The 25,801-nt window shown below is 46.2% G+C and carries 22 protein-coding genes and 1 pseudogene; 13 read left to right on the forward strand and 10 right to left on the reverse strand.

Annotated features, from left to right (window positions below):
* Positions 1-9: 9 nt before the first annotated feature.
* From LN737_RS09210 to LN737_RS09220, 3 genes are all read right to left on the reverse strand, one after another.
* The gene (locus LN737_RS09210) at positions 10-786 is read right to left on the reverse strand and encodes a hypothetical protein (protein ID WP_405518163.1); all 777 of its coding nucleotides are present in this window, start codon (positions 784-786) and stop codon (positions 10-12) included.
* A gap of 216 nt (positions 787-1,002) precedes the next feature.
* A complete protein-coding gene (locus tag LN737_RS09215; RefSeq protein WP_405518165.1) occupies positions 1,003-2,844 on the reverse strand; it encodes a M56 family metallopeptidase in 1,842 nt (613 codons plus the stop codon).
* A gap of 97 nt (positions 2,845-2,941) precedes the next feature.
* Positions 2,942-3,301, reverse strand: coding sequence for a BlaI/MecI/CopY family transcriptional regulator (locus LN737_RS09220; RefSeq protein ID WP_405518166.1), 360 nt, complete (start codon positions 3,299-3,301; stop codon positions 2,942-2,944).
* Positions 3,302-3,410: 109 nt separating this feature from the next.
* On the opposite strand from LN737_RS09220, the gene LN737_RS09225 reads away from it, so the two are divergent.
* The 4 genes from LN737_RS09225 to dnaG all read left to right on the forward strand — a co-directional run bounded on the left by LN737_RS09225 (position 3,411) and on the right by dnaG (position 8,759).
* A complete protein-coding gene (locus LN737_RS09225; RefSeq protein ID WP_405518168.1) occupies positions 3,411-3,896 on the forward strand; it encodes a gliding motility lipoprotein GldH in 486 nt (161 codons plus the stop codon).
* Positions 3,897-3,902: 6 nt separating this feature from the next.
* Complete coding sequence (locus LN737_RS09230; protein WP_405518170.1) at positions 3,903-4,541, forward strand: phosphatase PAP2 family protein; 639 nt, start codon at positions 3,903-3,905, stop codon at positions 4,539-4,541.
* A 114-nt stretch (positions 4,542-4,655) separates the two neighbouring features.
* Positions 4,656-6,548 (forward strand): amidophosphoribosyltransferase, encoded by a 1,893-nt coding sequence (locus LN737_RS09235; protein ID WP_405518172.1) that lies wholly within the window; start codon positions 4,656-4,658, stop codon positions 6,546-6,548.
* Between the two features lie 120 nt (positions 6,549-6,668).
* Positions 6,669-8,759 carry a DNA primase gene (gene dnaG / locus LN737_RS09240; RefSeq protein ID WP_405518173.1) on the forward strand — a complete coding sequence of 697 codons (2,091 nt, stop codon included), beginning with the start codon at positions 6,669-6,671 and terminating at the stop codon, positions 8,757-8,759.
* 59 nt (positions 8,760-8,818) lie between these two features.
* Here the strand turns inward: dnaG and LN737_RS09245 are convergent, their stop codons facing one another.
* Positions 8,819-9,208: a hypothetical protein gene (locus LN737_RS09245; protein WP_405518175.1), complete on the reverse strand. Its 390-nt coding sequence runs from the start codon at positions 9,206-9,208 to the stop codon at positions 8,819-8,821.
* Positions 9,209-9,336: 128 nt separating this feature from the next.
* Here LN737_RS09245 and LN737_RS09250 point away from each other — a divergent pair, with 128 nt between their 5' ends.
* Positions 9,337-10,131: a LuxR C-terminal-related transcriptional regulator gene (locus LN737_RS09250; RefSeq protein WP_405518177.1), complete on the forward strand. Its 795-nt coding sequence runs from the start codon at positions 9,337-9,339 to the stop codon at positions 10,129-10,131.
* A gap of 7 nt (positions 10,132-10,138) precedes the next feature.
* Here the strand turns inward: LN737_RS09250 and LN737_RS09255 are convergent, their stop codons facing one another.
* A complete protein-coding gene (locus LN737_RS09255) occupies positions 10,139-10,774 on the reverse strand; it encodes a LytTR family DNA-binding domain-containing protein (protein WP_405518179.1) in 636 nt (211 codons plus the stop codon).
* Positions 10,775-11,233: 459 nt separating this feature from the next.
* On the opposite strand from LN737_RS09255, the gene LN737_RS09260 reads away from it, so the two are divergent.
* The 3 genes from LN737_RS09260 to LN737_RS09270 all read left to right on the forward strand — a co-directional run bounded on the left by LN737_RS09260 (position 11,234) and on the right by LN737_RS09270 (position 12,881).
* Complete coding sequence (locus LN737_RS09260) at positions 11,234-11,494, forward strand: hypothetical protein (protein ID WP_405518180.1); 261 nt, start codon at positions 11,234-11,236, stop codon at positions 11,492-11,494.
* An 86-nt stretch (positions 11,495-11,580) separates the two neighbouring features.
* The gene (locus LN737_RS09265; RefSeq protein WP_405518182.1) at positions 11,581-11,754 is read left to right on the forward strand and encodes a hypothetical protein; all 174 of its coding nucleotides are present in this window, start codon (positions 11,581-11,583) and stop codon (positions 11,752-11,754) included.
* Positions 11,755-11,765: 11 nt separating this feature from the next.
* Entirely contained in the window at positions 11,766-12,881 is a 1,116-nt protein-coding gene (locus LN737_RS09270; RefSeq protein WP_405518184.1) for a hypothetical protein, read from the forward strand.
* A gap of 95 nt (positions 12,882-12,976) precedes the next feature.
* On the opposite strand, the pseudogene LN737_RS09275 reads toward LN737_RS09270, so the two are convergent.
* The 3 genes and pseudogenes from LN737_RS09275 to LN737_RS09285 form a co-directional block, all read right to left on the reverse strand.
* Positions 12,977-14,538 (reverse strand): annotated as a pseudogene (locus tag LN737_RS09275) (ribonuclease E/G).
* 445 nt (positions 14,539-14,983) lie between these two features.
* Positions 14,984-15,838 carry a tetratricopeptide repeat protein gene (locus LN737_RS09280; RefSeq protein WP_405518186.1) on the reverse strand — a complete coding sequence of 285 codons (855 nt, stop codon included), beginning with the start codon at positions 15,836-15,838 and terminating at the stop codon, positions 14,984-14,986.
* Positions 15,839-15,908: 70 nt separating this feature from the next.
* Entirely contained in the window at positions 15,909-16,211 is a 303-nt protein-coding gene (locus LN737_RS09285; protein WP_046577075.1) for an HU family DNA-binding protein, read from the reverse strand.
* A gap of 140 nt (positions 16,212-16,351) precedes the next feature.
* On the opposite strand from LN737_RS09285, the gene mutY reads away from it, so the two are divergent.
* From mutY to gldE, 3 genes are all read left to right on the forward strand, one after another.
* Positions 16,352-17,440 carry an A/G-specific adenine glycosylase gene (gene mutY, locus LN737_RS09290; protein ID WP_405518188.1) on the forward strand — a complete coding sequence of 363 codons (1,089 nt, stop codon included), beginning with the start codon at positions 16,352-16,354 and terminating at the stop codon, positions 17,438-17,440.
* Between the two features lie 73 nt (positions 17,441-17,513).
* Positions 17,514-18,047: a single-stranded DNA-binding protein gene (locus LN737_RS09295; protein ID WP_405518190.1), complete on the forward strand. Its 534-nt coding sequence runs from the start codon at positions 17,514-17,516 to the stop codon at positions 18,045-18,047.
* 41 nt (positions 18,048-18,088) lie between these two features.
* Complete coding sequence (gene gldE, locus LN737_RS09300) at positions 18,089-19,429, forward strand: gliding motility-associated protein GldE (protein ID WP_405518192.1); 1,341 nt, start codon at positions 18,089-18,091, stop codon at positions 19,427-19,429.
* A 28-nt stretch (positions 19,430-19,457) separates the two neighbouring features.
* On the opposite strand, the gene LN737_RS09305 is transcribed toward gldE, so the two are convergent.
* Together LN737_RS09305 and LN737_RS09310 are read right to left on the reverse strand one after the other, a co-directional pair.
* Positions 19,458-21,386 (reverse strand): T9SS type A sorting domain-containing protein, encoded by a 1,929-nt coding sequence (locus LN737_RS09305; protein WP_405518194.1) that lies wholly within the window; start codon positions 21,384-21,386, stop codon positions 19,458-19,460.
* Between the two features lie 317 nt (positions 21,387-21,703).
* On the reverse strand, positions 21,704-22,786 hold the full coding sequence (locus tag LN737_RS09310) for an LBF_2804 family protein (RefSeq protein ID WP_405518196.1): 1,083 nt from the start codon (positions 22,784-22,786) through the stop codon (positions 21,704-21,706).
* Between the two features lie 277 nt (positions 22,787-23,063).
* Between LN737_RS09310 and LN737_RS09315 the strand changes: the two genes are divergently transcribed.
* Positions 23,064-24,074, forward strand: coding sequence for a DUF3500 domain-containing protein (locus LN737_RS09315; RefSeq protein WP_405518198.1), 1,011 nt, complete (start codon positions 23,064-23,066; stop codon positions 24,072-24,074).
* Positions 24,075-24,160: 86 nt separating this feature from the next.
* A complete protein-coding gene (locus LN737_RS09320; RefSeq protein WP_405518199.1) occupies positions 24,161-25,765 on the forward strand; it encodes a S8 family peptidase in 1,605 nt (534 codons plus the stop codon).
* The last annotated feature ends 36 nt before the right edge of the window (positions 25,766-25,801 follow it).

The raw sequence follows: 25,801 nt of genomic DNA on the forward strand, positions 1-25,801 counted from the left end.
GTTTATTGTTTAAAAATCACCTGAATAAAAGGGGCTGAAAACGTAGTAAGTGCTATCTCGTTTGGCGCGTGTAGGCGCTGTCTGGATAAAGAGCGTAAAGCGATGTTGTCGATTCGGACCGGCCCATTCCTCAAAAGGTCGTTCGCGCGTATAGAGCTTGTCTACTTCGCGTACATGAACCGATTCAATATCTTTAGACGTAACGGGTAAGCCATTGATGTATAAATCAATATCAGTAGCAAACTCATCATAAAGTTGTAAGTAATCTTTTTTTGTTCGCTTTACAAAGGCAAGTTTATTGCTAAAGAACGTTGCTTCGAGTAACTGATTCATCGAAAAGGAGCTTGAATGACCCAGCGGGTGATCAGATATAGCGTTAGCCAGTAAAAATTGCTTCCATTTAATACGTGTCAGCGTTTCTCTTGGCGTTTTGTGATTTGTACTAATTAAAATCCGGTACTGTTCTGGATATTGATCAGCGTCAGGGAAATCGTCCCATTTCTTATAGACAAACAGATCGTCAATCTCCTCAAACGTTAAGGCTGATAGGGAAGCAGGAGAAGCCTCCTGACCGTTTACGAATACTTTTGTGAGTTGTGCATCCGTATTCTTTAGGGTAAGGTGATTGTTTTTCAGGCAGAGTACGTCGGGATAGTTGAATAGGGGACTTACAATAACCTCGGCGCCCATTGATAATGACATTTTTGTTGGGTGCCAGCAAACCTGCCTGACGGAACCACGGTATTCCCGGTCTTTCAAGTTCACCTGCCAGAGCCCTTGTCGCATTTGTTATCTCAAAAGGTGATTTTGCTCCTCTGAAAACCATTCCCTCGTAATCGGTATTCTTATGCCGGCAGGCTAAAGCCATTAGGCTCATTACCAGTGCCCAGGTTACGTAACGCCACCAGACCAGCGAACCAGAGGGCTGTTCGTTCATCATGCCGATACGTTGACGTAAAGTGGGGCCGCTAAAACGATTGGTAAACGAATACATACCCGATTTTAGTTAACATAAAAAAGAAAGTAGTCTACCCCCGATCGTTTTTGCAGAGCTGAGTCATAACCTAATATGACAGCGAAGGTATAAAGCTGAGAAATCTTCAACTTTCGAACTTCATCTATTGTGACGGGTACGTTGTTAATGAAAGCCTTAATGACCCAGGGGCCTGGTCCTTCATTGATAACAAGTGAGCCGTCAGACGTAACGCTCAGGCTACTAGTAGGCGTAGACTGCTTTATAATTTCCTTTTGGCTGAACTTACGGAAACCCATTCCTAAATGGCCATATTTGCGTTGTCCCTCTGTTAATAGGGCTTCCATCTTTTGGTCCTCAACCGGCCTAATTAAAGGCAGCTCTTCATTGCGGGCAATTTGTACGAGCCCTGGTGGGATGTGCAGAAAATCACTCTTAAATGGATAAGACCCCACGGCGGCAACCGCTTTTAATGTATTGATGCCATTATACCCCCCATGTGATCGTATTGGTCCCCCGTCTACACCCGTTTCCTCGAAATCGCTTACACCTGCTGTTGGCCTAATGATGGTTATCTTAATGTCTGAGATGTAGACATTCCGCGGATCATATTTCAACGTTTGAACCAGCATCTTATACCCGTGACGCTCAAATTCCTGTTTCATGATCGCTAAATCATCGAAGCTTGTTTTCGGTGTAATTATCCAATACAATCTATCCCCTTCATATTGCATATATCGCGACGGACTAGCTCGTACCGTATCGGGTTGAGGAACATACAATTGTGGGCTACGCTGCTCTTGTACGAGTCCTGATTTACTCGATTTATCCTTGACGAGCTGTTCGTCTTTATGGATCGGTTGAAAAGAGACCTTTGCCGGTTCAACTACAGCCTCTAGCGTTTCTGCAATAGGTTTTGGCACAAAGCGCAGCAATTTCAAATGCTGCGGGCGGGCAAATGCCGATGCTACCGTCAGAGCGGCAATGAAGAAAACAGGATACTTTAGCCAACTGACTTTTGAAGATTCTTGTTGGTTGAGCATGGCAATCCGGGATTTGAGCTGCGACCGGCCAAAGTAATTTGTGAGCCGCGAGTGGCCCGACGAAAGACTTACTTTCAACAGGTTATACTGATACACTTTTGCATCGACACCTTCGGCCAGTACGGCATGATCGGCCCGGAATTCGAGAGTTTGATGAAGTAAATAGCGGAATAAATAAGCCGCCGGATTAAACCAGGACAGAATACAGATAAGCTCCGCTCCGAGCATATCAAGACTGTGCAATTCCCGAACATGAACCCGTTCATGCCGCAGAATATGTTCCAGCTCATTTGGGGTGTGTTTAGCTGGATTTACGACAACCCACTTGAAAAAAGAAAATGGCGAGGTAACGCCCTGATTCACGACCAGTGTAAAATCGTTGTATGATTCATGTTCCGATCCCCAGATAAGTCGCTGCAGTGAAACTAGCTGTATACCAAATCGAACCAGCAACAGCAGAACGCCAACTGCATACAAGGCGATTATACTTAATTGCCACGACCAGACGTAGCGATTTTGCTGTTTCTGAAAAGCCTGATACGTTTTTTTATTAGGAAATGTAATCGTTATGTCTGGCGATGAGCGTTGTGGCGCAGGCAGCACCTTCGGAACGATGACCTGTGCTGTACGCTGCATAGCCGTTCGGATGGGCTGTGGCCGCCAGTCTGGTAGTTCGAGCAGCGGAAGTAACAGAGCCCCCGCCACCCCAATCCACAGTGCCAGGCGATTTGTGCGGAAATAAGTTTCGCGCCGGAGCAGTACGTAGTACGCGATGCTCACAACTGCCAGCAATCCATTGGCCAATACAACGTAACGCAGTGTTTCCATGATTTGTGAAGACATTCAGTGGCACTCTCTCCGTCATCTTGTTGTCATTTATCATAAGACCAATGCATGAAGCATGACATGGAATGACTATTAATCCCTATTTTTTCTCGATCATAGCCAGGATCTCACGTAATTCGTCGGCGGAAATTTTCTCATTCTGAGCAAAATAGCTGACCAGATTCTTGTATGAGTTATCGAAATACTCGTCGACTACTTTCTTCAGAACAAACCGGTTCTGATAGGCTTCCTTCGTAATGATTGGGTAATACTCGTGTGTATTGCCATAAGCCCGGTGGCCTACATACCCTTTTTCTTCAAGGTTACGGACAATGGTCGAAACGGTATTATAGTGGAGAGGGGGGTCAGTGAAATGCGGAACCATGTCTTTTACATAGCCCTGTTCCATTTTCCAGAGCACCTGCATTACTTCTTCTTCTTTGGCTGTTAGCTTTTCCATAAAGCAAACTTAAAACTATTTTCGTAGTTTAAAAACGATTTTCATAGTTTTTTATCGCTTGAAAAGCCAGTAGACCCGTCGTAGCTTTGTAGCTTATTTTGTGTAAGGGATGAAACAACTTGGTTGGATACTGTGCATAATGCTGTTTGTCTTTGGCTGCGATACCAATGCGGTCTATAAAGAGTATACGGATATTGAAGACGGAAAATGGTACATTAAAAATGCGCCCTCGTTTACGTTTGAGATTAAAAACGCAACCATACCCTATAACATCTACTATAATCTGCGAAATAGTTTATCGTATGGTTATTACAATTTGTATCTGACTCGTTACCTGCGTGATGCCAGCGGCAAAGAAATTGAATCGAGGCTTGACGAACTGATTCTAATGGACCCTAAAACCGGCAAACCAAATGGCGATGGACTTGGCGACCTGTTCGATCATAAATTTCTGATGAAGCGCAACTATCGATTCCCGAAGCCCGGTACCTACACCATGCAGATTCGGCAGTATATGCGTCAGGACCCGCTGCTGAATATTCAAAGCGTGGGGATAACGGTCGAAAAAGCAGCGCCAGCCTCCGCCAAAAATTAGTGGATAATGTTTCTCGAATTACTGCGTAAAAACCGGTTCTTTTTTATACCCTACGTACTGGCGCTGATTATTGTGGGAATCCTGCAATTCGTTTATACGCAGGAGCAATTGATGCAGTGGGTCAATTTTCGTAATAGCCTCCTTGCTGATACGCTGTTTCCGTACATAACGTACTTGGGAGATGGCGCTTTTTACGTTTTTGTTTGCCTGATTCTGCTGTTTTACAACCGTCGGGTTGGGCTGATGGGACTCGCTAGTTTTGCGCTCTCTTCGGGTACGTCCGAGTTTTTGAAAAAACTTGTATTCTCCGGTTCGCTCCGGCCCATGAAATTTTTTGAGCACTCAACGTACCATTACCACATTATTGAAGGATTAGAAATTCATACTATTAATAGTTTTCCATCAGGTCATACTACCACGGCCTTTGCTATGTTTAGCCTGCTAGGATTCCTGGATAAGCGGAAGGAGCGGGGCGTACTTTTTCTGGCTCTGGCTATTCTGACGGGCTATTCGCGTGTTTATTTATTCCAGCATTTTGTTGAAGATGCTTATGTAGGTTCTTTAATCGGAACGATATCATCGCTCATAATTTATTTACTTATGTACAGATGGGTAATAAAGAAAGAAAATTTAACCGGGAGTTAGCATCGCTTTTGTCTACCTTTGTTTAGTACTCCGCCGAACCATTGCCCAGGCGGAACCGTTACCTCATCAAGACTTCATTACTGACTACAATCAACGCGCTTCAAAAACTCTCTCATGAGCGACGCCATCAAACATGAGTGCGGTATTGCCCTAATCAGGCTACGCAAACCGTACCAATATTACATTGATAAGTACGGAACGGCTCTTTACGGAGCTAACAAGCTTTACCTACTAATGGAAAAGCAGGTGAACCGAGGCCAGGACGGGGCCGGAGTTGCCAATATTAAACTTGATGTTCCGGCTGGACGTCGTTACATCAGCCGCTACCGTTCTGTCGACCAGCGTCCTGTAACCGACATCTTTGAGAAGATAAACAAGAAGTTCCGGAAGGCATTCAAAAAAAATAAGGACAAAGCCAAAGATGCTCACTGGCTTCAGGAGAACGTAGCCTTTACGGGTGAAGTCTGGATGGGCCACCTGCGCTACGGTACGCATGGCTCGAACGAGATTGAAAACTGCCACCCGATGCTTCGGCTCAGTAACTGGCGAAGCCGGAATCTGGTCGTAGCCGGGAATTTCAATATGACGAACGTAGACGAGTTATTCGGTAAACTCGTTTCGCTGGGTCAGCACCCGAAAGATAAAGTGGACACCGTAACGGTGATGGAGAAAATCGGCCACTTTCTGGATGAGGAAAACCAGCGCGTTTTTGAGCGATTTAAAGGCATTTACGAAAACCCGGACCTATCGGACATCATTGAAGACAATCTTGACCTGCAACGGGTTCTGCACCGCTCCTGCCGCGATTTCGACGGGGGGTACGCCATGGTTGGGATGACGGGTTATGGAGCTGCTTTTGTTGCCCGTGATCCGGCAGGCATTCGTCCGGCTTATTACTACGCCGATGATGAGGTAGTAGTGGTCGCGTCCGAGAAACCTGCCATCAAAACCGCTTTCAACGTCGATTATAGTGCAATTCAGGAAGTAAAGCCTGGCCATGCGCTGATCGTTGATAAATACGGTGAATATGCCGAGCAAAAATTCGTAGAACCTATCGAGAAAAAATCCTGCAGCTTTGAGCGGATTTATTTCTCCCGTGCTACCGACCCCGATATTTATAACGAACGTAAAATGCTTGGGAAATTGCTGATTCCGCAAATTCTCAAAGAAATTGATTACGATCTCGAAAATACGGTCTTCTCTTACATTCCAAATACAGCTGAAACGGCCTTTTTTGGTATGGTAGAAGGGCTTGAGGATCATCTGGCCAAGCAGCGTAAGAAGGCCATCATGGAAGGGATTCTGTTTGAAGAAGAACTGGATCGAGTACTTTCCTTCCGGCCGCGTATTGAAAAGCTGGTTGCTAAGGATGTAAAATTGCGAACCTTTATAGCAGATGATGAGCAGCGCGACGATATGGTGGCCCATGTCTACGACACAACCTTTGAAGTAATCAAAAAAGGCAAGGATAACGTAGTAGTGGTCGATGACTCTATTGTTCGCGGCACTACGCTTGAAAAAAGCATCCTGCGTATGCTGGATCGACTAGGGCCTAAAAAAATTATTATTGTTTCGTCGGCTCCTCAAATACGCTTCCCCGATTGCTACGGGATCGATATGTCGAAGTTTCGGGAGTTCATTGCTTTCCGGGCCGCACTGGAATTACTCCGGGAGCGTGGCCTCGATTATCTGCTTGACGAAGTATATGCCGAATGCGTAGCCGCAATTGAGTCGGGTAATGCTTCCCAGCAGAATCACGTGAAAGCCATATTCGAGCCGTTTACAAACGATGAGTTATCACGGAAAATAGCCCAGATCGTTACGCCTGGTGATTTACAGGCTGAAGTAGCAGTAGTGTATCAAACCGTCGAGAATTTACATCGGGCTTGCCCATACCATACCGGCGATTGGTACTTTACCGGTAACTACCCTACACCGGGTGGTAATAAAGTCGTCAATAAAGCCTTCGTCAATTTTATGGAAGGCAAGTTGGTCAGGGCGTATTAACGAACAGAGATAAGGGAGAAAGCAAAAAAGGAGTAAAGAAGTAACCCGCTTCTTTCTCCTTTTTGCTTTCTCCCTTATCCTTTTCCCTAAATTTGGTAACTCTAAGAAAATTGTTTGCCAATGCGTATTCCTGAAGAAACAGTTGAGCGGATTCGTCAGTCCTCCGATATTCTGGAAGTTATCAATGATTTCGTTTCACTCAAGAAACGAGGTAGCAACTACATAGCCTGCTGTCCGTTCCATAACGAAAAGACGCCGTCGTTCAATGTCAATCCCGTACGCCAGATTTATAAGTGTTTTGGGTGCGGAAAAGCCGGTGATGCCGTTCGGTTTGTAATGGACATCGAAAACATTGGTTATGGCGAAGCGCTACGTTATCTGGCCAAAAAATATGGCATCGAGATTGAAGAGCAGGAGCAAACGCCGGAAGATCTGCTTCGTCAGAACGAGCGGGAAAGCTTGCTTATCGTACTAAACTTTGCCAAGACGTTTTTTCAGGAAACGCTGCTAACAAGCGATGAAGGCAAAAGCATTGGCCTGAGTTACTTTCGTGAACGCGGATTTACCAATCCAACCATTGAAGCTTTCGAACTGGGTTATACGCTCGATCAGTGGGATGCGCTGTTGCAGGAAGGCCAGCGCCGGGGTTATAGCCGCGATTTGCTCGAAAAAGCGGGTCTGATTCTGATCAAAGAAGCTGAATCTGGCGGAAATCGTAAAATTTTCGACCGGTTTCGGGGGCGGGTTATGTTCCCAATTCATAATGTATCGGGTCGGGTGATTGCCTTCGGCGCACGAATTCTAAAAACGGATAAGAACCAGCCTAAGTACCTAAATTCACCTGAAACGACTGTTTATCATAAAAGCCAGGTTCTTTACGGAATCTTTCAGGCGAAGCAGGCGATACGTCAGGAAGACGTTTGTTTTCTAACAGAAGGCTACACGGATGTTATATCACTGCATCAGGCTGGAATTAAAAACGTAGTGGCTTCGTCGGGTACGTCATTGACGACTGAGCAAATTCGCCTGATTGCCCGTTTTACCACGAACGTAACGATTCTGTACGACGGTGATGCTGCAGGTATCAAAGCGGCTTTGCGCGGCTTAGATATGGTACTGGAAGAAGGCTTAAATCTTAGGCTTCTGCTGTTGCCGAATGGCGAGGACCCGGATAGCTACGTTCATAAAGTTGGAGCGGAGGCTTTTAAAAGCTACATAAAGGAGCATGCTCAGGATTTTATTGATTTCAAAGCGGGACAGTGGCTGACCGAAGCTGGCGACAATCCGTTAAAGCGGGCTGAAGGAATTTCTGACGTTTGCGCCAGTATAACTAAAATACCAGATCCTCTTAAGCGACAGACGCTTTCGCAGCGTGTAGCGCAAGTTTTCCACGTCAGTGAGCAATCTGTCATTTCGGAGATAAATCGTTTGCTACGGAAGCAGCAGGATCAACATAAGAAAGATTCTGAACGAAAGCAACGCCCGACGGAATCTGGTAAGCAGCCACAGAACGTTTCACCGACCGTTCCGAACGAACCATCCCTGGACGATATAAACGCCTTGCTGGATGGATTAAGCGTGAGTTCTGTAGACTTCTCAGCACCAAGCGGTATTACGCCTAGTCAACCTGATACTCCGCAACACACAAAGGCTGTCAAGACGCCTTTAACGTATCAGGAAGAGGAGTGTATTCGATTACTGATGAATTACGGTGCACGGGAACTGGAGCCGGGAATTACGCTATGCCAGTACGTTTTGAGTGAGTTGCATGAAATTGATTTTCAAACTCCACCATTTGATCTGATGTTGACTATTTTTCGGGAAGCTTATAGCCGTGGAGATATACTAACGGCCGGTGATTTCCTGAATCAACAGTCAGATACGACAACTCGTTTTGGTGATATTGATATTCAGCAGCAAGCCATCCATTTAACTACCCCTCGCTACGAAATTAGTGGAGGGTGGCTAAAGCATGAAATCTTTGTGCCATCGGAAGAAGAGATTGGGATTTTGGCCGATGCTGCTTACCGAAATATATTACGAATCAAAAAAATGCTGGCTGAACAACGTATGGCAACACTACAGCAATTACTTCGTGAATCGGCAAATAAGACACCTGAGGAAGCGGACCAACTGCTAACTGAGTTCATGCACTTCAAACGAATTGATATTGAAATTTCCGGACTTCTGGGGACGGTTATTTCGGGGTAAAATAAAAAACCCCAATCACGTAGATCGGGGCTTACCTTTATCATTTGGGAGGGTGAACACTACGCTTGGGCAACCGTTGTTGTTGTGACACTAACGAGTTCTGCATCAATTTTCCGATTCAACTCATCCAGCAAACAGGCATGAGAATAGAGTTGACCGGGTTTGGAAGACTGAGCTGAACGATCTGGCCTTGGGCCCGACATATCCAGAAATAGAGTCATGAGAACGTCGGTCGAATGCTGACGCAATTCGATTAGCCGATGCAACCGTGTGCGATTTGGCGACGAAGGTCGACGGGCCGACTTTTGTAACGTATTGATAGTTTTATCAAGTTTGGCATATCGAAGGTGAAACGCTTCAGTCGCTTTTACCCACTTCATAACCAAGCTTTGCACTTCTTCGGCCGATGCATCGTAGCCGGATAGGGTTATTGATTTGTCCTGATTCATTTACTCTACGTTCAAATACCTGTTTGCGATCAATGATCAAAAGTATGCTCAGCATTAAGCTGAATGCAAGTCTATTTGTGTGAAATCACCATTTTAACGGACGAAATCACCCATAAACTTTTATCTAATTGTGTGATTTCGTCCGGAAAAACAGTGATTTCATCCTTAAAGTATTACTTAAAGAAAATTATCAATATTACATTCAGCCACTAATGCGCTTTATGACCATGAATCAATCGATCAATGATGAGGAAAATACGAAAAGGTTTGCGCTTAGACGACGGGATTTTTCGATCCTTGTTGCTCAATCTGAACCTTTCAACTGTGAAGTTTTAAGTCAACTGTTAAAAGAAAAAGGCTACAATGTAGTAGGAAGAGCTGTTGAGATGGAGGACACTCTTCAGCAGATTAGAGTGAAGCGACCACAATGTGTAATCCTGGAATCTGAGATTTCCGGGAAGCAGACTTTCGATATTGTACAGCAGATGCAGCAGTCAAATCAGCAAACGAAATTTATTTTATATACGCGTCATGCTGATATGCGAATGGTAACCAGTGCTATGCAAATGGGTTTCTTCGGATTCCTGTATGCTACGGATGGTCTCGATGAATTATACCGCTGTTTCCAGACTGTCAGTAGCGGGGGGTGCTATTATAGCGATGGATTTATGAGACTGCTTAGAAATTTCGGTATGGAGATAATTTCTGATGCAACTCGTGAAGAGCTGGGTCGTTTAACAGACCGGGAACGGGAAGTGTTACGAATGATTGCGAACGGGCATACATCAACCGATATAGCTGACTTATTAAATATAAGTTACCGAACGGCCGTAAACCATAAAGCGCATATTGCTAAGAAGTTGCAATTGGATAGTTGTCGGCAGCTGCCGCGTTACAGTATTACTGTAAAGAATTTTCTGTAGAACGGGTCTATAACAGCGTGACGTGTTCCTCCGGTGCGTCATCGTAGCGCCCTTGTAACCATTCCCTGAACTCGTGCATACGAGCACGGGGAACAACAATATTATACTGATCAGGCGTATTGAGACGAACGATATACTTTCCATTTTCCCAGTAGGCATAATTCAGAACTGCCTGCCGGTTAACAATATAATCGCGCTTAATTCTGAAAAACTGAGTTGGGTCCAGCTCGGTTTCTAGCTCGTTTAAGGTTTTGCTGACCAGATGCCGTCCCTTAATGGATTCTGCATAATAAAAACGGTCTTCGATAGTGAAATAATAAACATCATTGACCGGAAAATCTAACTCTCCTGAGGCATTCTTGCCTTTCAGGTAACCTAAGTAAGGGGAGGGTGTTGTGGGTTTGGGTGTAAAGGTGGCTGATAGCGCCAGCGCTTTCTGCATGGTTTGTGCTGCTTCAGCTTCAGCGATGTCCTGGGCTTCCTGCCGTTGTCGTAAATAGTCGGAAACCAGCGAAATATTGATAATTAAATAGCCAAGAATAAAGACAGGCATCAAATAACGAAAATACATCGCTTTTGAGAACGTACCACTAAGGTAATATTTCCAATAAACAGCAAACGTATACGCTGGAAACTGTTCCATCAGAAAGCGGACCGTTTGAGTGACCGGATTAAAAGCAAAAAAAGACAACAAGATGATCGGCAGTAGGCTCAACTCATACAGGCTTATGTCACGCGCGGTCAGTTTTATTGATGAAAGCCGAAAGCGTACATGAAATTGATTGATTAACGCCACCAAAATAAAAGCTGTACACGTTTCCGGCAGAATGTAACCGCGCAATATCATGATTGTATAGGGCCCTAAGCCACCAAAACTAGCAAGGATGTTTACTTTCGCCGTATAATTAACTGTCCAGGCCAAACCCTCCACGAATAGAAGAAGGCCTATAAATAGGCACACGCTGTAGAGCGGTTTCTTCAGAAACGTTCTGGTTAGGTAGATCTCCTTCATGCTGCCTTAGCAAAAATATGGACTAAGATAGTGGTAATATTTAACTAAACCCAACACGCTAATGTGACTTTTTCATGATTGATGACCCTTATGGCAGCTAGTAGCTTTGTATCAACAAAAGGCGCTAAAAAACGCGCTGACAAAATAACTAGAAATCAATCAAGCCAATCAATCATCATGAAAAAGCAATTCAGCATCAACGCCACTCAAGTATCTAAAAATATCCTTTTCGCTGCTGCTAAAAACGAATCCGATAACCTGCTCAAACTGATAGCCGGCGAAGATACCGTATGCTGCCCCTGGTTGAGCAGAATTCAGGGCCTATCTCCAAAACCAACTTTAGCGCTCTAATTCCTCTAGCGTATGTCAACAGCACACCACCCCAACTGGGAGGTGCTGGCAATATATCTACAAACCAATCAAAACAAACAGTCATCATGAAAAAGCAATTCAACATTAAAGCCGCTCAAACATCTAAAAACATTCTTTTCGCTGCTGCTAAAAATGAATCAGACAGCTTACTCAAACTGATCGCCGGCGAAGATACCGTATGCTGCCCCTGGTTGAGCAGAATTCAGGGCCTATCTCCAAAACCAACTTTAGCGCTTTAATCCTTTAGCGTATGTCAACAGCACGTCAACTTTATCGGGAAGAATTGAGTCGCTGTCGCGACTCATTCAACCAAGTCGATCTACGCAGAGAACGTGGATATTTAATGAAATTAACTACGTTCTCTGCGAACATCGAGAACATCTTACCTTCCATCCCACGCAGTAACCATGAAAACCTGTTTCGTGAATTATTGTTGCAGCGGATTTTTACCTCCTTCGACCAGAATTTTCTGTCAGCAGGTGAACTGGTAAAGTTACGTGGATCAAATGTACTATTTAAGAAATCAGACGGGCCCAAAATTTATTGTACGTACCATCTGGGCTCGTATCGTTTACTAACAACGGTTCTATTTCGCCAGGGTATTGATTGTGTTCAATTGCTTGGGAGTAATATGAATCGGGATCAGGGAGGAGAAATCACGGAGCTATTTGACAGAATACGCCAAAAATATGGGTTAACCAACGTTTTTAAAATCGTTGATGCTGGAAGCCCATCGGCTGGTCTGACTATGCTTCGTGAATTAAAAGCCGGGAGGTCGTTAGTCGTCTATATAGACGGTAGTCCTGAAACGGCCCCCGAACCGGGTGAGGAAGACAAATTTCTCTCGGTCCGCTTTGGCCAGCGACGCCTGCTGACTCGTAAAGGAGTTGGTTATCTCTCACACGCTGCCAAAGTACCAATTGTACCCGTAGTAAGTTATCGGGAGCCAGATATGACCAACGTGTTGCATTGTCTGAAGGCTATTAAGCCAATTCCTAAAAGTGATCGGGAGATGTACTGCCAGGAAGCCATGCAACAACTTTATGATGCATTCTGGCCCTATTTAGTTAAGTATCCGGAACAGTGGGAAGGCTGGAATTATATACATTCCTTCTTAGAGCCTGAATCACACGGAAATAATTTTTATAAGCGCCCTTCCAAACGGCCAAGCTTTAATGAAGCGCGCTATACGTTATGTGACCTTGAAACAGCTCCTATTCTGTTCGACCGTCGGCTTTATCAAACTTATGAAATTACCGAGGACTTACGAGATCTGCTACTGAACTTGAGCACTGTAGATTCCATATCAGATGTAGTTGGTCAGGAATTGTTCAGTGAATTACTAGATCTTGAGGTGCTTCATTAAGATACCAGCAAGGTATATATAGATAAACGGTCAACCTCAGCAAAGAGAGTTGACCGTTTATCTATATATACATATAGTAAAATTTTACTATATGGTCATGCGATGTTACTAACTTCAATTTCTTCTCCTGACTTATGGAAAAACTTGAAGTTAACCATACCAAGTGAACTGTCCTTAATTAGTTTAACCCAGGTCTTATATTTGACGTACCATTGCATCTGCTTAGAGTATACACCCTTGGTATAATAAGCATACAAGAATGGATTCATTGCAATGGAGATGCCCCGTTCATTCTGTTTCGTCAGAATATAATCGAGATTGTTTTCGATGATATCCGTTACCAGCACACTCGCCTGAATCGTACCCGTACCTCCACAGGTCGGACATACCTCACGTGTTACTATATTCATTTCAGGCCGGACACGCTGACGAGTAATCTGCATCAGACCGAATTTTGTTAACGGCAAAATCGTAAACTTCGAACGTTCAGGTTTCATCTCATCACGCATGATATCTTGCAGAAGCTTTTTATTTTCTGCTTTCTTCATATCGATGAAATCCACGACAATAATTCCCCCATATCACGCAGTCGGAGCTGACGGGCAATTTCTTTAGCGGCTTCACGGTTTACGCTGATGGCCGTGGCTTCCTGATCTTCTTCGGAATTGGATTTGTTTCCGCTGTTAACATCAATTACGTGCAGCGCTTCGGTGTGCTCAATGATCAGATAACCACCACCCGGTAAGCTGACCGATCGGCCGAACAAGGACTTGAGTTGCTTTTCTAACCCTAACGCTTCAAAAACCTTTGTTTTGCCAGAATACAATTTGACAATTTTTTCCTTATCTGGAGCAATTGTGTGGATATAATTGCGGATATCGTCAAATGATTCTTTGGTATCGACCGTGATACTCTCAAACGATTCATTGAGCATATCACGCAGGATAGACGAAGCCCGATTCATCTCACCCAGAACCCGATCGCGCGGTTTAGCTTCGCTAAGGCTTTTGATGGCCTGATCCCACTTGGCTAATGAGTTTTGCAGATCTTGGTCGAGTTCTTCAACGTCTTTATCCTGGGCTACAGTCCGAACAATAATGCCGAAATGTTGTGGCTTCAATGACGACATCAATCGCATTAGCCGCGACCGTTCAGCGCGGTCAGTAATTTTTTTGGAAAGGTTTACGCCATCTGAAAATGGCACAAGAACTAAATAGCGACCCGCAATAGAGATGTCGCAGGAAAGGCGAGGACCTTTGGTTGAGATGGGCTCTTTCACCACCTGAACCAAAATCGGAGCATTTTTTGTCAGAACCTTATCGATCTTTCCAATTTTCTCGATAGGAGGCTCCAGTTGAACATCGCTGAGTCGTCCGGTAGTGACGCGTTTAGCAATTACGTCTTTAACAAGCTTGTTGAGCGAATTGATATTCGATCCCAAGTCCTGATAGTGCAAAAAACCGTCTTTTTCATGGCCCACATCCACAAAAGCGGCATTAAGACCTGACGAGAGTTTTTTAACTGTTCCTAAGTAAAGATCGCCAACTGTGAAGCTGCTGTCTAACTCTTCTTCGTGATACTCCAGCAATCTCTTGTTCTGCAAGAGCGCGATCCGATCACCTTTCTGAGTCGAACTGATAACTAATTCATTACTCACAAGATGAATGTACGGTTAAGAATGGCTATAAAAAAGAAAAAAGCCACGTACGGGCTTTGCAGACCGGCACGAGGCTTCAACAAATGAGCTAGAAGTTTAACTATTTCATCCAGGCCGCCGATGCGGTTTAAAGTTAGCTGATGCGAACCATCAAACCGCATCAGTAGCCCGGATGAACCGTTAAACCTCTAACTATTTTTTCTTATGCCGGTTTTTTCTGAGCCGTTTCTTCCGTTTGTGGGTGGCAATCTTGTGCCGTTTCCGTTTTTTACCGCAAGGCATAGTGCAATACAGATTAATAGTTAAATACCTGTCGGCCGACCAACCGGTCAAAGCCCTTACAATCAATGTATAATGGCAAATGTAAAGCGGGTAAGGTGAAAGAGCGAACTAACTGGTCCCACCCGATTTTCACCATCTACTTTACACTATTCATTCAAACTCGTTACTTCAGCCGCAATTCGTATTCACGAACAGCCGCCAGAATTTGTGGATCTTTCTCCCGCTGTTTTACCTGTGCCAGTACTTTCTTCGCTTCTTCTTTCTGGCCCGCTTCGGCTAAGCTAACACCCAGATAAAATTGGGCTTTCCGACTTGCCGGATTCGTGACCAGGATCTGGCGGAAGCGCTCAATAGCGCGTTCGTACTGATTTGACCGCATCGATAGCATACCCAGATTAAACAAGGCAAGCTCATTGGTGGGGTCTTGCTGTAACACCTCTCTCAGCATCATAATTCCCTGCATTGGTGTGTCGGTATTGACGTACGTCATGGCCATATTGGCTTTTGCCGATAGCAAATTCGGGTTCTTAGCGAGAGCCTGTTGGTAAAATTCGCGGGTTTTCTGACCCAGTGTTGCCGTTTTCTTACTATCAACGGCAAACGTGTAAGCTTCAAAATACTGATCACCTGCCCGCAACAGATTTTGCTCTGTTGGCTGAGCTACTGCCAGTACGTCCGCATAATGGGCAGCACTGTCATAGCGATTAATTTCATGAAAAAGCGTAATAAGCTTTTCGCCAACAGTTACTTTCTTTGACGAACCGGCGGCTGCAAACTCAGCTTTAAGAGCGGCTAGCTTCTTTTGCTGATCGGCCGAAATTGGCTTTTCATGCAAAGCTGTAGCGTCTGTTTCGGCTGCATTTGCTCCCGTGCTGTGGGAGTCATTAGACCCAGGCGTTTGTGTAGTGCGTCCTCCAAGTTGTTTGTTTTCATTTCGCACAACTCCCTTCGGAAGGGTATACAACCCTGCGGTTAAGGCAGCTGCCAGAATAACAACAAACAGCACAGATTTATTCATAAGAAATGATCGTCACGAAGCAAACGCCTGGGCTGACGCACCAGCGCGTAGCCATTTTGAGGCAACTTGTTTACTCAGCCGTTACTTTGGCTTTGTCACTGGTTTTTACCTGTTCCACAAATACCTTAGCGGGCTTGAAACTCGGAATAAAGTGCTCGTCAATCACCATAGCGGTGTTTTTCGAGATGTTCCGGGCTACTTTTTTGGCTCTTTTCTTGTTGATGAAACTGCCGAACCCTCTCACATAAATGTTCTCTCCCTCGGCCAGCGAGTCCTTAACTACTGAAAAGAATGTCTCCAGCGTGTTTGTTACTTCTGCCTTGTCAATTCCGGTCTTATCGGAGATCTCGGCAATTACGTCTGCTTTTGTCACGACTTCTTAAACTTTAACGTTTACTATGTTGTTGAAAATTGGGGCCTCAAAAATGGGAGCACAAAGGTAGGGGTTTCCCATAAATTATAAAACTCTATGCTTCCGTTTTTACAGGTAACGACGTATTTTTTTGTTTTATTTTGAGTTGGCAATCAGACCTTAAGCGTACCGAAACCTCGTTTGCACCTACCCTCGAACAGTGGTACGAGCATCACAAGCGCGATTTACCCTGGCGTCACACACGCGATCCGTATCGGATTTGGCTGTCAGAAATAATTCTTCAGCAAACTCGGGTAGCGCAGGGAAAACCGTATTATGAACGGTTTGTAGCTGCCTATCCAACGGTATTGGACATGGCCCGTACCGACGAACGCGAATTGCTTAGACTTTGGCAGGGACTCGGATATTATTCACGCGCCCGAAACCTTCACCAGACTGCTCGTTACGTAACTAATGAGCTTGGCGGTAAGTTCCCCGGTACGTATCATGACTTGCTGAAAATGAAGGGCATAGGTACGTATACGGCAGCGGCCATCGCAGCTTTCGCCTTTGGCGAACGAGTGCCGGTCGTAGATGGTAATGTATATCGGGTATTGGCGAGGGTGTTCGGTATCGACGAAGATATCACCACAACGAAGGCTAAGAAACTATTTGCCTCCCTAGCCGTACGGCTGATTGAATGGGCTGCCGATCCGGCTACGTACAATCAGGCCATCATGGAGTTTGGGGCTATTCACTGTACACCCGTTGCCCCCGACTGTCTAATATGTCCGCTTCAGCAGGAATGTGTAGCGTACCAAACCGGGCGGCAGCATCGGTTACCTGTTAAGGCGAAAAAAGCACCCGTTCGGGAGCGGTTTTTTACGTATCTGGTCTTTCGAAACCAGGGTAAGCTAGCGTTACGCGAACGGACCAGCCGGGATATCTGGCAAAATTTGCATGATTTTTACCTTGTAGAAACCGACGAACCGAAAACCGAACTGCGGGATTTGCCGCTCCCGGAAGCAGTCAACTCAGCCGTGCAGCAAGGCTTTCTGGCGGCTCTTCCAACGGAGTCGATGCAGCTGCTTTCGCACCAGCGGATACGGGCTAAATTCTTTATAATTGAGCTTCCTGACTCCGCTCTTGGAAGCTTACCAACAGATTTACAGTGGTATACGCTAGCCGAAACTAATCACCTACCGAAGCCGGTTTTGATCACAAACTATTTAGAAACGTTACTTGGATAAGCCGTTAGATTTTAGTATCTTTATTCTTCATAACACGCTTATCGTTTCATACGTAACCAACAAAACAAACAGTATGGCAAGTCTTAATAAGGTGACACTAATCGGTAACTTAGGTGCCGATCCTGAAGTCCGGTATCTTGACGGTGGTGCTGTGGTAGCTACATTTAACGTCGCCACTACCGAAAAATTTACTAACCGAAATGGTGAAAAAGTAGAGCAGACCGAGTGGTTTCGGGTTGAGTTATGGAATGAACAAGCCAAAGTCGCTGAAAAATATCTGAAGAAAGGTAATTCTGTTTATGTCGAAGGTCGACTGCGGACAGAATTGTGGACTGATAAAGAAGGAAAAGAGCGGACCTCGTTGCGGGTTCGGGCCAATACAATGCAACTGCTCGGTAGCCCTAACAGCGACCGTATGGATGAGGGATACAGCGAAGCGCCCCGCCAACAGGCTGCGCCAGCACAACCGACTCCGCAGCCAGCCCCCGCTGAACGTCCGCGTCAGCAAGCTGCACCGGCCGCTCAGGCTGCGCCAGCCCCCCGGCGCCGTGAGCCGGACCCGGTACCTTTCGAGAGCAATAGTGGCGATGACGACCTACCGTTCTAATCCGCCCGATAGGCTCTATTGTTGAACGAGATTTAATATACATGGACCCTGGTGATCCTCTTCCTCGACAGGTGCTCCCAGCTGTAGATAGCTGGGGCACCTATTTTGATTTATACGGACCTTATACAGCCCTGGTTTTGCTGCTGTTGGCACTGGCAGGTCTGGTATCGGCTTCCGAAGCCGCATTCTTCTCTCTTTCGTCCGACGAAAGAGCTTATTGTCGTATCAGCAGTCAGGCTGATGAGCAACGTATTGCTACTCTCCTCGAACGACCTAAACGACTGCTGGCCTCCTTAGTCATTTTCAATAATTTACTCAATATCGCCATTGTCGTTATTGTTACGTACCTCACTTGGTTATTCCTCCAGAAATCGGATGGATCAGGCTGGGTACTGACAGGCGCTACGTTAATTACTACTGTAGCAATTGTACTTTTCGGTGAAATTATTCCGAAAGTATATGCTAGTCAGGATAACCTGACTGTTGCCCGGCGGACAGCTCCACTGGCCCAACTTGGTCTCCTCGTGTTTCGTCCGCTGGCAGTTATGCTGGTTAATCTGAGCAACCAGGTTGATAAACGTATTGAGCGCAGAGGCTATAAATTGTCGGTAGAAGAAATTAGTCAGGCGGTAGAGCTTACAGGAACAAGTGCCACTGTTGAAGAGAAGGAAATACTAAAAGGTATCGTCAACTTCAGTAATTTGACGGCTCGTCAGGTTATGCGTACCCGATTGGATATTTCCGCGATAGCCGACAATCTGCCTTTTAGCGAGCTTATCAACCAAATTAATGCGTCGGGGTATTCGCGGGTACCGGTATTTCGAGAGTCGCTCGATCAGGTAGAAGGTATTTTATACATCAAAGATTTGCTGCCGCATATTCATGCTGATGATTCGTTTCGCTGGCAGTCATTGCTACGACCAGTTTTCTTTATTCCTGAGAATAAAAAAGTTGACGATTTATTGCAGGACTTCCAGAAACGACGTGTTCACATGGCGATTGTGGTGGATGAATATGGAGGGACACGCGGGCTGGTAACGCTTGAAGATATTATTGAAGAGATCTTTGGCGAAATCAACGACGAATTTGACGACGAAATACCTGTTGGATACCGGCGTGAAGATGAGCAGACGGTAGTATTTGAAGGTAAAATGTTGCTGACCGACGTTTGCCGGATACTGAACGTCGACGCAACAACCTTCGAAACGGTACAGGGCGATAGCGAATCCTTAGGAGGATTATTGCTTGAGCTATTTAGCCGGTTGCCCCAGGCTGGTGATCATACATCGTATGCCGGATTTTCATTCGAGGTGTTGTCGGCTGATGATAAACGGATCAATGAAGTACGTGTCAGAAAGACAAACGTAGTCGCTCAATCATAAAACGCACTGACCTTACTTGTAATAACTATCAGCGCTGAATCAAAAGCTGTTTACTAAAATAGTGATCCGCATTTTGAAGTTGAAGCCTGTAAACGCCGGTTGCGAGTTGTGCTGACAGCGGAACCGTTACAGCCTGATTGGCCGATGTAGTGATCCGTTGCTGCCAAACGTTCTGACCATTCAGGTTGGTTAATGTTAGATTCCACTCTCCGCTACGTGGCAACGTCACCGTTAATGCCGTACCATTGCTTGGATTAGGGTAAAGTGCAGGTTGTGGTATGGGTTCATCAGCCGTTGCCAGTACTGAGTTACGGCTAAACTGAATCGTACCATTGGGTTGCTCAAGCCGAATACGATACGTATTTACGCCCGAATTTCTGAGCGTATCCGTAAAGGAGTAGAGATGACTCAACTGACCATCATTCGAGGCTGTCAGCGTTCCAATAGTTTGATAATCGCCCGCATTCGTTCTCCGTTCGATATAAAACCGGCTCCCTGACGGTTCCTGAGCCGTCAGCCAATACACCTGTGTATTCGATTCACGTTCGTCAACCTGTACATCGATAAACGGATTGATTGACCGATTCGATGGGGTGACCTGAAAGGAGAGGGAAGGAGAACCCGTCAGAAATGGACTTGTAGCAACCACCCGAAGTGTGTATCGCCCGTTGCTGAGCGTATCGGGTAACGTAGCACGAACTGAACCGCTACCATTACCACGTCCGACTTCAGCCACAAACCACCCTCTTTCATTCAATAAGTGAACCACTGCCTCCGGATTGGACGCGAAGCCGATCGATTCGTATGGAACGGTTAAGCTCGTACCAGCAGGAATCTCGGAGGGCACCAGGCCCGTTTGAATAAACTGATGCGGTTGATGCGGTACCGACTCACTGAAGAACTGATCCGTTAAATTCTTATTCCAGGCAGTCGCACATTCCGATATGCCCTGAATACCGTTCGGGATATTTTCAAAATGACCATGTGTGGGTCGGGGTGATTGAATCGGATCGGTATCAGGGCCTTTCCATACATTGTTACCCGACGTTTGAGCCAGCATTTGCTGTGCCTGAATAATATCTGCACTAGGCGTAGGGCCAGCAGGCGTAATGGAACAACGGGCAACAACCCAGGTCATGTTACGCCCAAAATCAGCTCGACTTTTGTTAATGAGTTCCTGAACATCGTTGCGGTACGTATCCGTTGGCGTACGTAGCGGAACCGCGTCGGATTCGCCATGATGCCACAATACCGCACGGATGCCAAACTGACTGTTGTAATACTGTAACGTGTTTCTGAGATTGGAGTAGGGTTGCAGAAATGGCCAGATCGTACTGTTAAAAATATTTTTGGCGGGTATACCATTGGCCGTATTGCTCCAGTTTTCGGCCACCGTTGCCGGAATCGCTACGTTGAAAAAAGCAACAGGTACGTTATACCGATCCGCAATATGGTCGCCCAGTTCACCCCAGTACCAGGCCGTTTCGCCCGTTGGAAATACCTGACTGGTGGCACTTAAGGTTGAAAAAGCTGGTGTTGGGAATGGTTTGTCCGACGATTCAAGGGCATCGTCTTTATTCCAGAAGCGATTCCAGGCATTGAAGGCAACAACCCGCTCAGAAGCCCCTTTTGCACCCAGGTTTGGCAGCCCCATTGCATTCGACTGGCCAGCTATTACAAATACTTCGCCAACACCAACCGATGAGACAGACGTACTGCTAACTACCTGCTCACTACGTACGCCACGAACTTCCAGCCGAAACAGGCCAGCCGGTGCTGTGATACGACCCGCATAGAAGCCATTTTTGGGTTGATCCTGCAAAACTGTCCAATCGACAGAAGTCCGACTTGCTGATGAAGTAGACAAAAGCCGGACGTCAATCCGATCGACAGGAAGGGAAAATGTACCCAAGATATAAAGCGGTGCCGTATTGTCATGATTGCGCTGAACAACCATGCGTGGGAAGGGGTAAGTTACGGATAATTGAGCGTGTAAAGATTGGGATATAAAAAAGCAATAACCAAAAATCAAAACAGTTTTCCAGAAGAGAGGCATGCCCTAAATTTGTGAGTAGCTAATCTTACAAATTTACGTAATTCATTCAAACAGAACAAGTTCCTTCTGTTGTCGAGGGTGAGTGAATATGTTATAGGCACGATCAAAAAACAGCACAAGCCGTTTTGATCGATATTAGCAGCTAAAAGAAAATTGCAGATTTCTGAAAAGCAATGGGATGGCCAGAAGCCGGATGTAGCGCGGTTCTGATACGTGGGTTATACCCAGAGACCACGGCCCTGGTTGTAGGCATTACCCAGACGCTGAATCTCGCTGGCTGAATAGGTAAGAAAACCTTTACTACGTAGAGTCCGAAGCCGCTGTTTCTCAAGCCAGGAGAGTTTACCATCTACCAGTACCCCAAAAATAATGAGCCGTTCCAGGCTTTTTCGTATGGCTGGGGGAGCAGTAAGAACCTGTTCGGGAAAATTACCGGTCAGTGGTGCATCGAACCGCAGTTCAAAGCGGTCCATCAGCGTCTCAGTTAACAGGAAGTGCGCGTAATTATATTGTCGTTTCAGGATGGCCACGTACTGCAGGGCTTCCAGAATCAACGGTCGGAATTCATCGTTCTTGCCCCATTCATCGTAAAGTTCACTCACAAACTCACGAATAGTCGTTGGGGCCATAACCCGGACCTGAGCTTCGTGTAATACCTGCCACGATGCCCAGGCATTCCATAAGGCATAGATGGGCATACCCAACAGATCCGTCACCTGACGAAGTGCGTAGCGGCCAATAAACCGTTTCAGAACAAATTTCAGAACCAGATTACTGAGTGCTGCTTTTATGATGTTCAGCAGAAAAAAAAGGCCCAACCCCCAACGAGGCAAATTCAAATACGGATCGATACCAAATCGCAGGATGCCCCGGTTGTTTTTTTCAAGAGCAGCATTAGCCAAAGCCTGTAAATGACGATCGTATTGAGCATCATGCGCCCGAGGGAACTGACAAACCTGCATAATCATTTTCACTCCCTTCAGATTCAGAGCAATGAGCAGATTGACCTCCAGATAAACCAGTAATATACCGTATAACGTAGTGATAAGAGGCAGTTCATACACAGTACCGCCCAATTCAATCGCCGTGTTGCTAAACAGGTCTGGCCAGGCGTATTGGGGCCAATACAGTAATAGCACACCCATGATACCAAGTAGAGCGGCCATCGACAGAGTTACGATTTTTGTCCGTCGGATGATACGGCTCTCAACAGGATTCAATACGTACGGCTCATCGGTTGGATGGGCCGAATCGAGTGCCTGGCGGAGGTAGCGCAGTGCGAGGTGGTCAAATGGACCCATGCTATCGTTCGGTGGGCGACTAGACATCATTGAAGTCATTAACTGTAACAGGGTAGCTTTCTAGTAAACTGCTAAACCACTACGGTTGTTAACAAATCGGGTGATATAATTAACTATCGGAACAGGTAAATGCTGACCTGTGATTGCTTTATTCGCTGCATACTAAGCCCCTCGATATGAAGCAATTTCTTTTTTCTGGCTCCTCACCGGGCAACTCTTTGCCCAGGCCGTTTCTACGCCAAAAGCATCGCCCGCCCAGCAACGGGTAAAGGATGATATGCTGGATGCTGTTACGGCGTTTTTAACCAGCCTTTCGCCCGATCAGCGTAAACAGGCTACCTACCCGCTGGATGATGCCGAACGGTTCAACTGGCACTTTGTACCCCGTGAACGTAAAGGCCTACCACTGAAACAGATGACGCCCGATCAGCGAAAAGCAGCCATGGCGATGCTTAAAACCGGACTGAGTGATCAGGGCTATGAGAAAGCAACGTCAATCATCGATATGGAGAATGTACTGCGGGTGATTGATAACCGGCCGCCCAACGATACGTACCGCGATCCGGAAAATTATTCCTTCACCGTATTTGGTGAGCCCGATGCCAAAAGCCCATGGAGTTGGCGTATTGAAGGGCATCACCTGTCCTTACAGTTCTTGTCGTTGACCGGGCAGGTGCTGGCTCAGACCCCCACCTTTTTCGGCAGTAATCCGGGTGTGCTAAAATACGACCCGCAAATGGCTGATAAACGGATGGCAGACCCACGGGTAAAAGAGTTACCCCAAAAAGGTAGAGAAATTCTGAAACAGGAAACCGAAAAGGCGTTTGCTCTCCTCAAAACTCTGGATGCCGACCAGCGCAAAAAGGCGATTCTGGCTACGGTAGCTTATCCCGAAATTGTTACAAGCAACAAGCGGACCGCATCTCTGGAAAAAATGGATGGTTTGATGCTTTCTGAAATGAATGCCGATCAGCGGAAAATATTTCTGGACCTTCTGCAAACGTACCTGACGAACTACCGCATTACGCTGGCTAAACAGCAGATGGCCAAGCTGGAAAAGTCCGGCATGGATAGCCTGCGGTTTGCCTGGGCGGGTGACCTTACCCCCGAACTGGGCGAAGGCAAAGGATGGTACTATCGCATACACGGTCCTACCATTCTGATCGAGTACGATAATACCCAGACAAACGCCAACCACATTCATACCGTAGTGCGGGATTTGACAAATGATTTTGGGGAGGATTTGTTGCAGGAGCATTACAAAACGACCAAACACACCAAACCCTGATGGGATTATTCGGGCCGTTTAACAATTTTTAAGCCTTAACTAAACCAGTTTCTTCTTAATTTGTAAAGATTTTTTGTTATCAATTCATGAAGAAACTCCTCATAAGCGCGTCGGTTAGTCTGCTCACACTGGTAGCATCGGCGCAATCACCGCAGTGGTACCTGCAGGATAAAACGGATAAAACCGCCGGTATAAGTGTTGACCGCACCTATCGCGAACTCCTCAAAGACCGTAAGCCTACGCCTGTTGTTGTGGCAGTAATTGATGGCGGTATCGATACCGCCCACGCGGACCTCCGTCGGGTGCTGTGGACAAACCCGAAAGAGATTGCCGGAAACGGGAAAGACGACGACAAGAACGGCTATGTGGATGATATCCACGGCTGGAATTTTATCGGTGGAAAAGATGGACGTAACGTTACGTACGAAACGGCTGAAGTAACGCGGCTGTATGCGCAGTTGAAGCCAAAATACGACGGTAAGGATCGTAAAACGCTCAAGCCGGACGAGCAGAAAGAATTCGATCTGTACACAAAAACAAAGGCGGAGGTCGAGAAAAGTCAGGCGCAATACAAATCGCAGTATCAGGGCATCAACCAGTTCTACACCCAGTATACGACGGCGGTTGATAACCTGAAAAAAGTACTGAACGTAACGAAACTGGATACGCTGACGCTGCGCAAAGCCGCCGATACGTTGTCGGACGCTAATATGAAACGCCCGGTAATGGGTATTCTCCGCTTGCTCCGTCAGCAGGGGGCGGCTGATACGGATGTGGTGACGAGCGAACTTGAAAAAGCAAACGAACAACTCAAATCACGGGCTGAGTACAGCTATAATCCCGATTTCAACGGACGGAGCATTGTTGGTGATAATCCGGAAGATGTCAATCAGCGGGATTATGGCAATGCCGATGTTTCCGGCGCGCGCCCTGATCATGGTACGCACGTAGCGGGTATTATCGGCGCCGACCGGACGAATAATCTGGGGGTTATGGGCGTTTCCGACGCCGTTCAGATTATGGGCGTGCGGGCCGTACCTGACGGCGATGAGCGGGATAAGGACGTTGCCAATGCCATTCGCTACGCCGTTGACAATGGTGCACAAATCATTAACATGAGTTTCGGGAAAGGCTATTCTCCTCAGCGCAAGGCGGTTGAAGAAGCAGAGCGGTATGCCCTGTCGAAAGGGGTGCTGCTGGTACAGGCTGCCGGAAACGATGGTAGCGACATTGATACTGCAGCCAATTATCCATCGCCCCGGTATATGGACGGAACCACCATTCCGAATGTGATTACTGTAGGCGCAAGTGCCGAATATAACACGACCGATCTGGTTGCCGGTTTTTCGAACTATGGTAAGAAAACAGTAGACGTATTTGCACCTGGCAAGGATATTTATTCGACTGTACCGGGTAGTAAATACGAAAACAACAGCGGTACCAGCATGGCGTCACCGGTTGTTACGGGTGTAGCGGCTGTGTTGAAATCGTATTTCCCGAAACTTACCTACGCTGATATCAAACGGATTATCCTTCAGTCAGCCACGCCCTATACGACCAAAGTACATCGGCCGGAATCTGACGTAACGGTTGATTTTGCTTCGCTATCGAAAACGGGCGGTATTGTTAACCTGTATGATGCGGTGAAACTGGCGTTAGCGCAGGAAGCCGCTTCTGGAAAAGCGAAATAAACGCAACTCATTCAAACGAATCAGCCCCGGTACTAC

Origin of the sequence: Spirosoma sp. KNUC1025 (genome assembly GCF_045160025.1) — a bacterium.
In the GTDB taxonomy this organism is placed as follows: Bacteria; Bacteroidota; Bacteroidia; order Cytophagales; family Spirosomataceae; genus Spirosoma.

Excerpts from the sequence above, each read along its gene's own strand:
- gldE (WP_405518192.1), top strand. The coding sequence starts at position 18,089 with ATGGACCCTGGTGATCCTCTTCCTCGACAGGTGCTCCCAGCTGTAGAT.
- LN737_RS09270 (WP_405518184.1), top strand. The coding sequence starts at position 11,766 with ATGTCAACAGCACGTCAACTTTATCGGGAAGAATTGAGTCGCTGTCGC.
- LN737_RS09320 (WP_405518199.1), top strand. The coding sequence starts at position 24,161 with ATGAAGAAACTCCTCATAAGCGCGTCGGTTAGTCTGCTCACACTGGTA.
- LN737_RS09295 (WP_405518190.1), top strand. The coding sequence starts at position 17,514 with ATGGCAAGTCTTAATAAGGTGACACTAATCGGTAACTTAGGTGCCGAT.
- LN737_RS09260 (WP_405518180.1), top strand. The coding sequence starts at position 11,234 with ATGGCAGCTAGTAGCTTTGTATCAACAAAAGGCGCTAAAAAACGCGCT.
- LN737_RS09280 (WP_405518186.1), bottom strand. The coding sequence starts at position 15,838 with ATGAATAAATCTGTGCTGTTTGTTGTTATTCTGGCAGCTGCCTTAACC.
- dnaG (WP_405518173.1), top strand. The coding sequence starts at position 6,669 with ATGCGTATTCCTGAAGAAACAGTTGAGCGGATTCGTCAGTCCTCCGAT.
- LN737_RS09255 (WP_405518179.1), bottom strand. The coding sequence starts at position 10,774 with ATGGAACAGTTTCCAGCGTATACGTTTGCTGTTTATTGGAAATATTAC.
- LN737_RS09210 (WP_405518163.1), bottom strand. The coding sequence starts at position 786 with ATGCGACAAGGGCTCTGGCAGGTGAACTTGAAAGACCGGGAATACCGT.
- LN737_RS09220 (WP_405518166.1), bottom strand. The coding sequence starts at position 3,301 with ATGGAAAAGCTAACAGCCAAAGAAGAAGAAGTAATGCAGGTGCTCTGG.
- LN737_RS09230 (WP_405518170.1), top strand. The coding sequence starts at position 3,903 with ATGTTTCTCGAATTACTGCGTAAAAACCGGTTCTTTTTTATACCCTAC.
- LN737_RS09215 (WP_405518165.1), bottom strand. The coding sequence starts at position 2,844 with ATGGAAACACTGCGTTACGTTGTATTGGCCAATGGATTGCTGGCAGTT.
- LN737_RS09305 (WP_405518194.1), bottom strand. The coding sequence starts at position 21,386 with ATGGTTGTTCAGCGCAATCATGACAATACGGCACCGCTTTATATCTTG.
- LN737_RS09310 (WP_405518196.1), bottom strand. The coding sequence starts at position 22,786 with ATGGGTCCATTTGACCACCTCGCACTGCGCTACCTCCGCCAGGCACTC.
- LN737_RS09245 (WP_405518175.1), bottom strand. The coding sequence starts at position 9,208 with ATGAATCAGGACAAATCAATAACCCTATCCGGCTACGATGCATCGGCC.
- LN737_RS09225 (WP_405518168.1), top strand. The coding sequence starts at position 3,411 with ATGAAACAACTTGGTTGGATACTGTGCATAATGCTGTTTGTCTTTGGC.
- LN737_RS09235 (WP_405518172.1), top strand. The coding sequence starts at position 4,656 with ATGAGCGACGCCATCAAACATGAGTGCGGTATTGCCCTAATCAGGCTA.
- LN737_RS09265 (WP_405518182.1), top strand. The coding sequence starts at position 11,581 with ATGAAAAAGCAATTCAACATTAAAGCCGCTCAAACATCTAAAAACATT.
- LN737_RS09315 (WP_405518198.1), top strand. The coding sequence starts at position 23,064 with ATGCTGGATGCTGTTACGGCGTTTTTAACCAGCCTTTCGCCCGATCAG.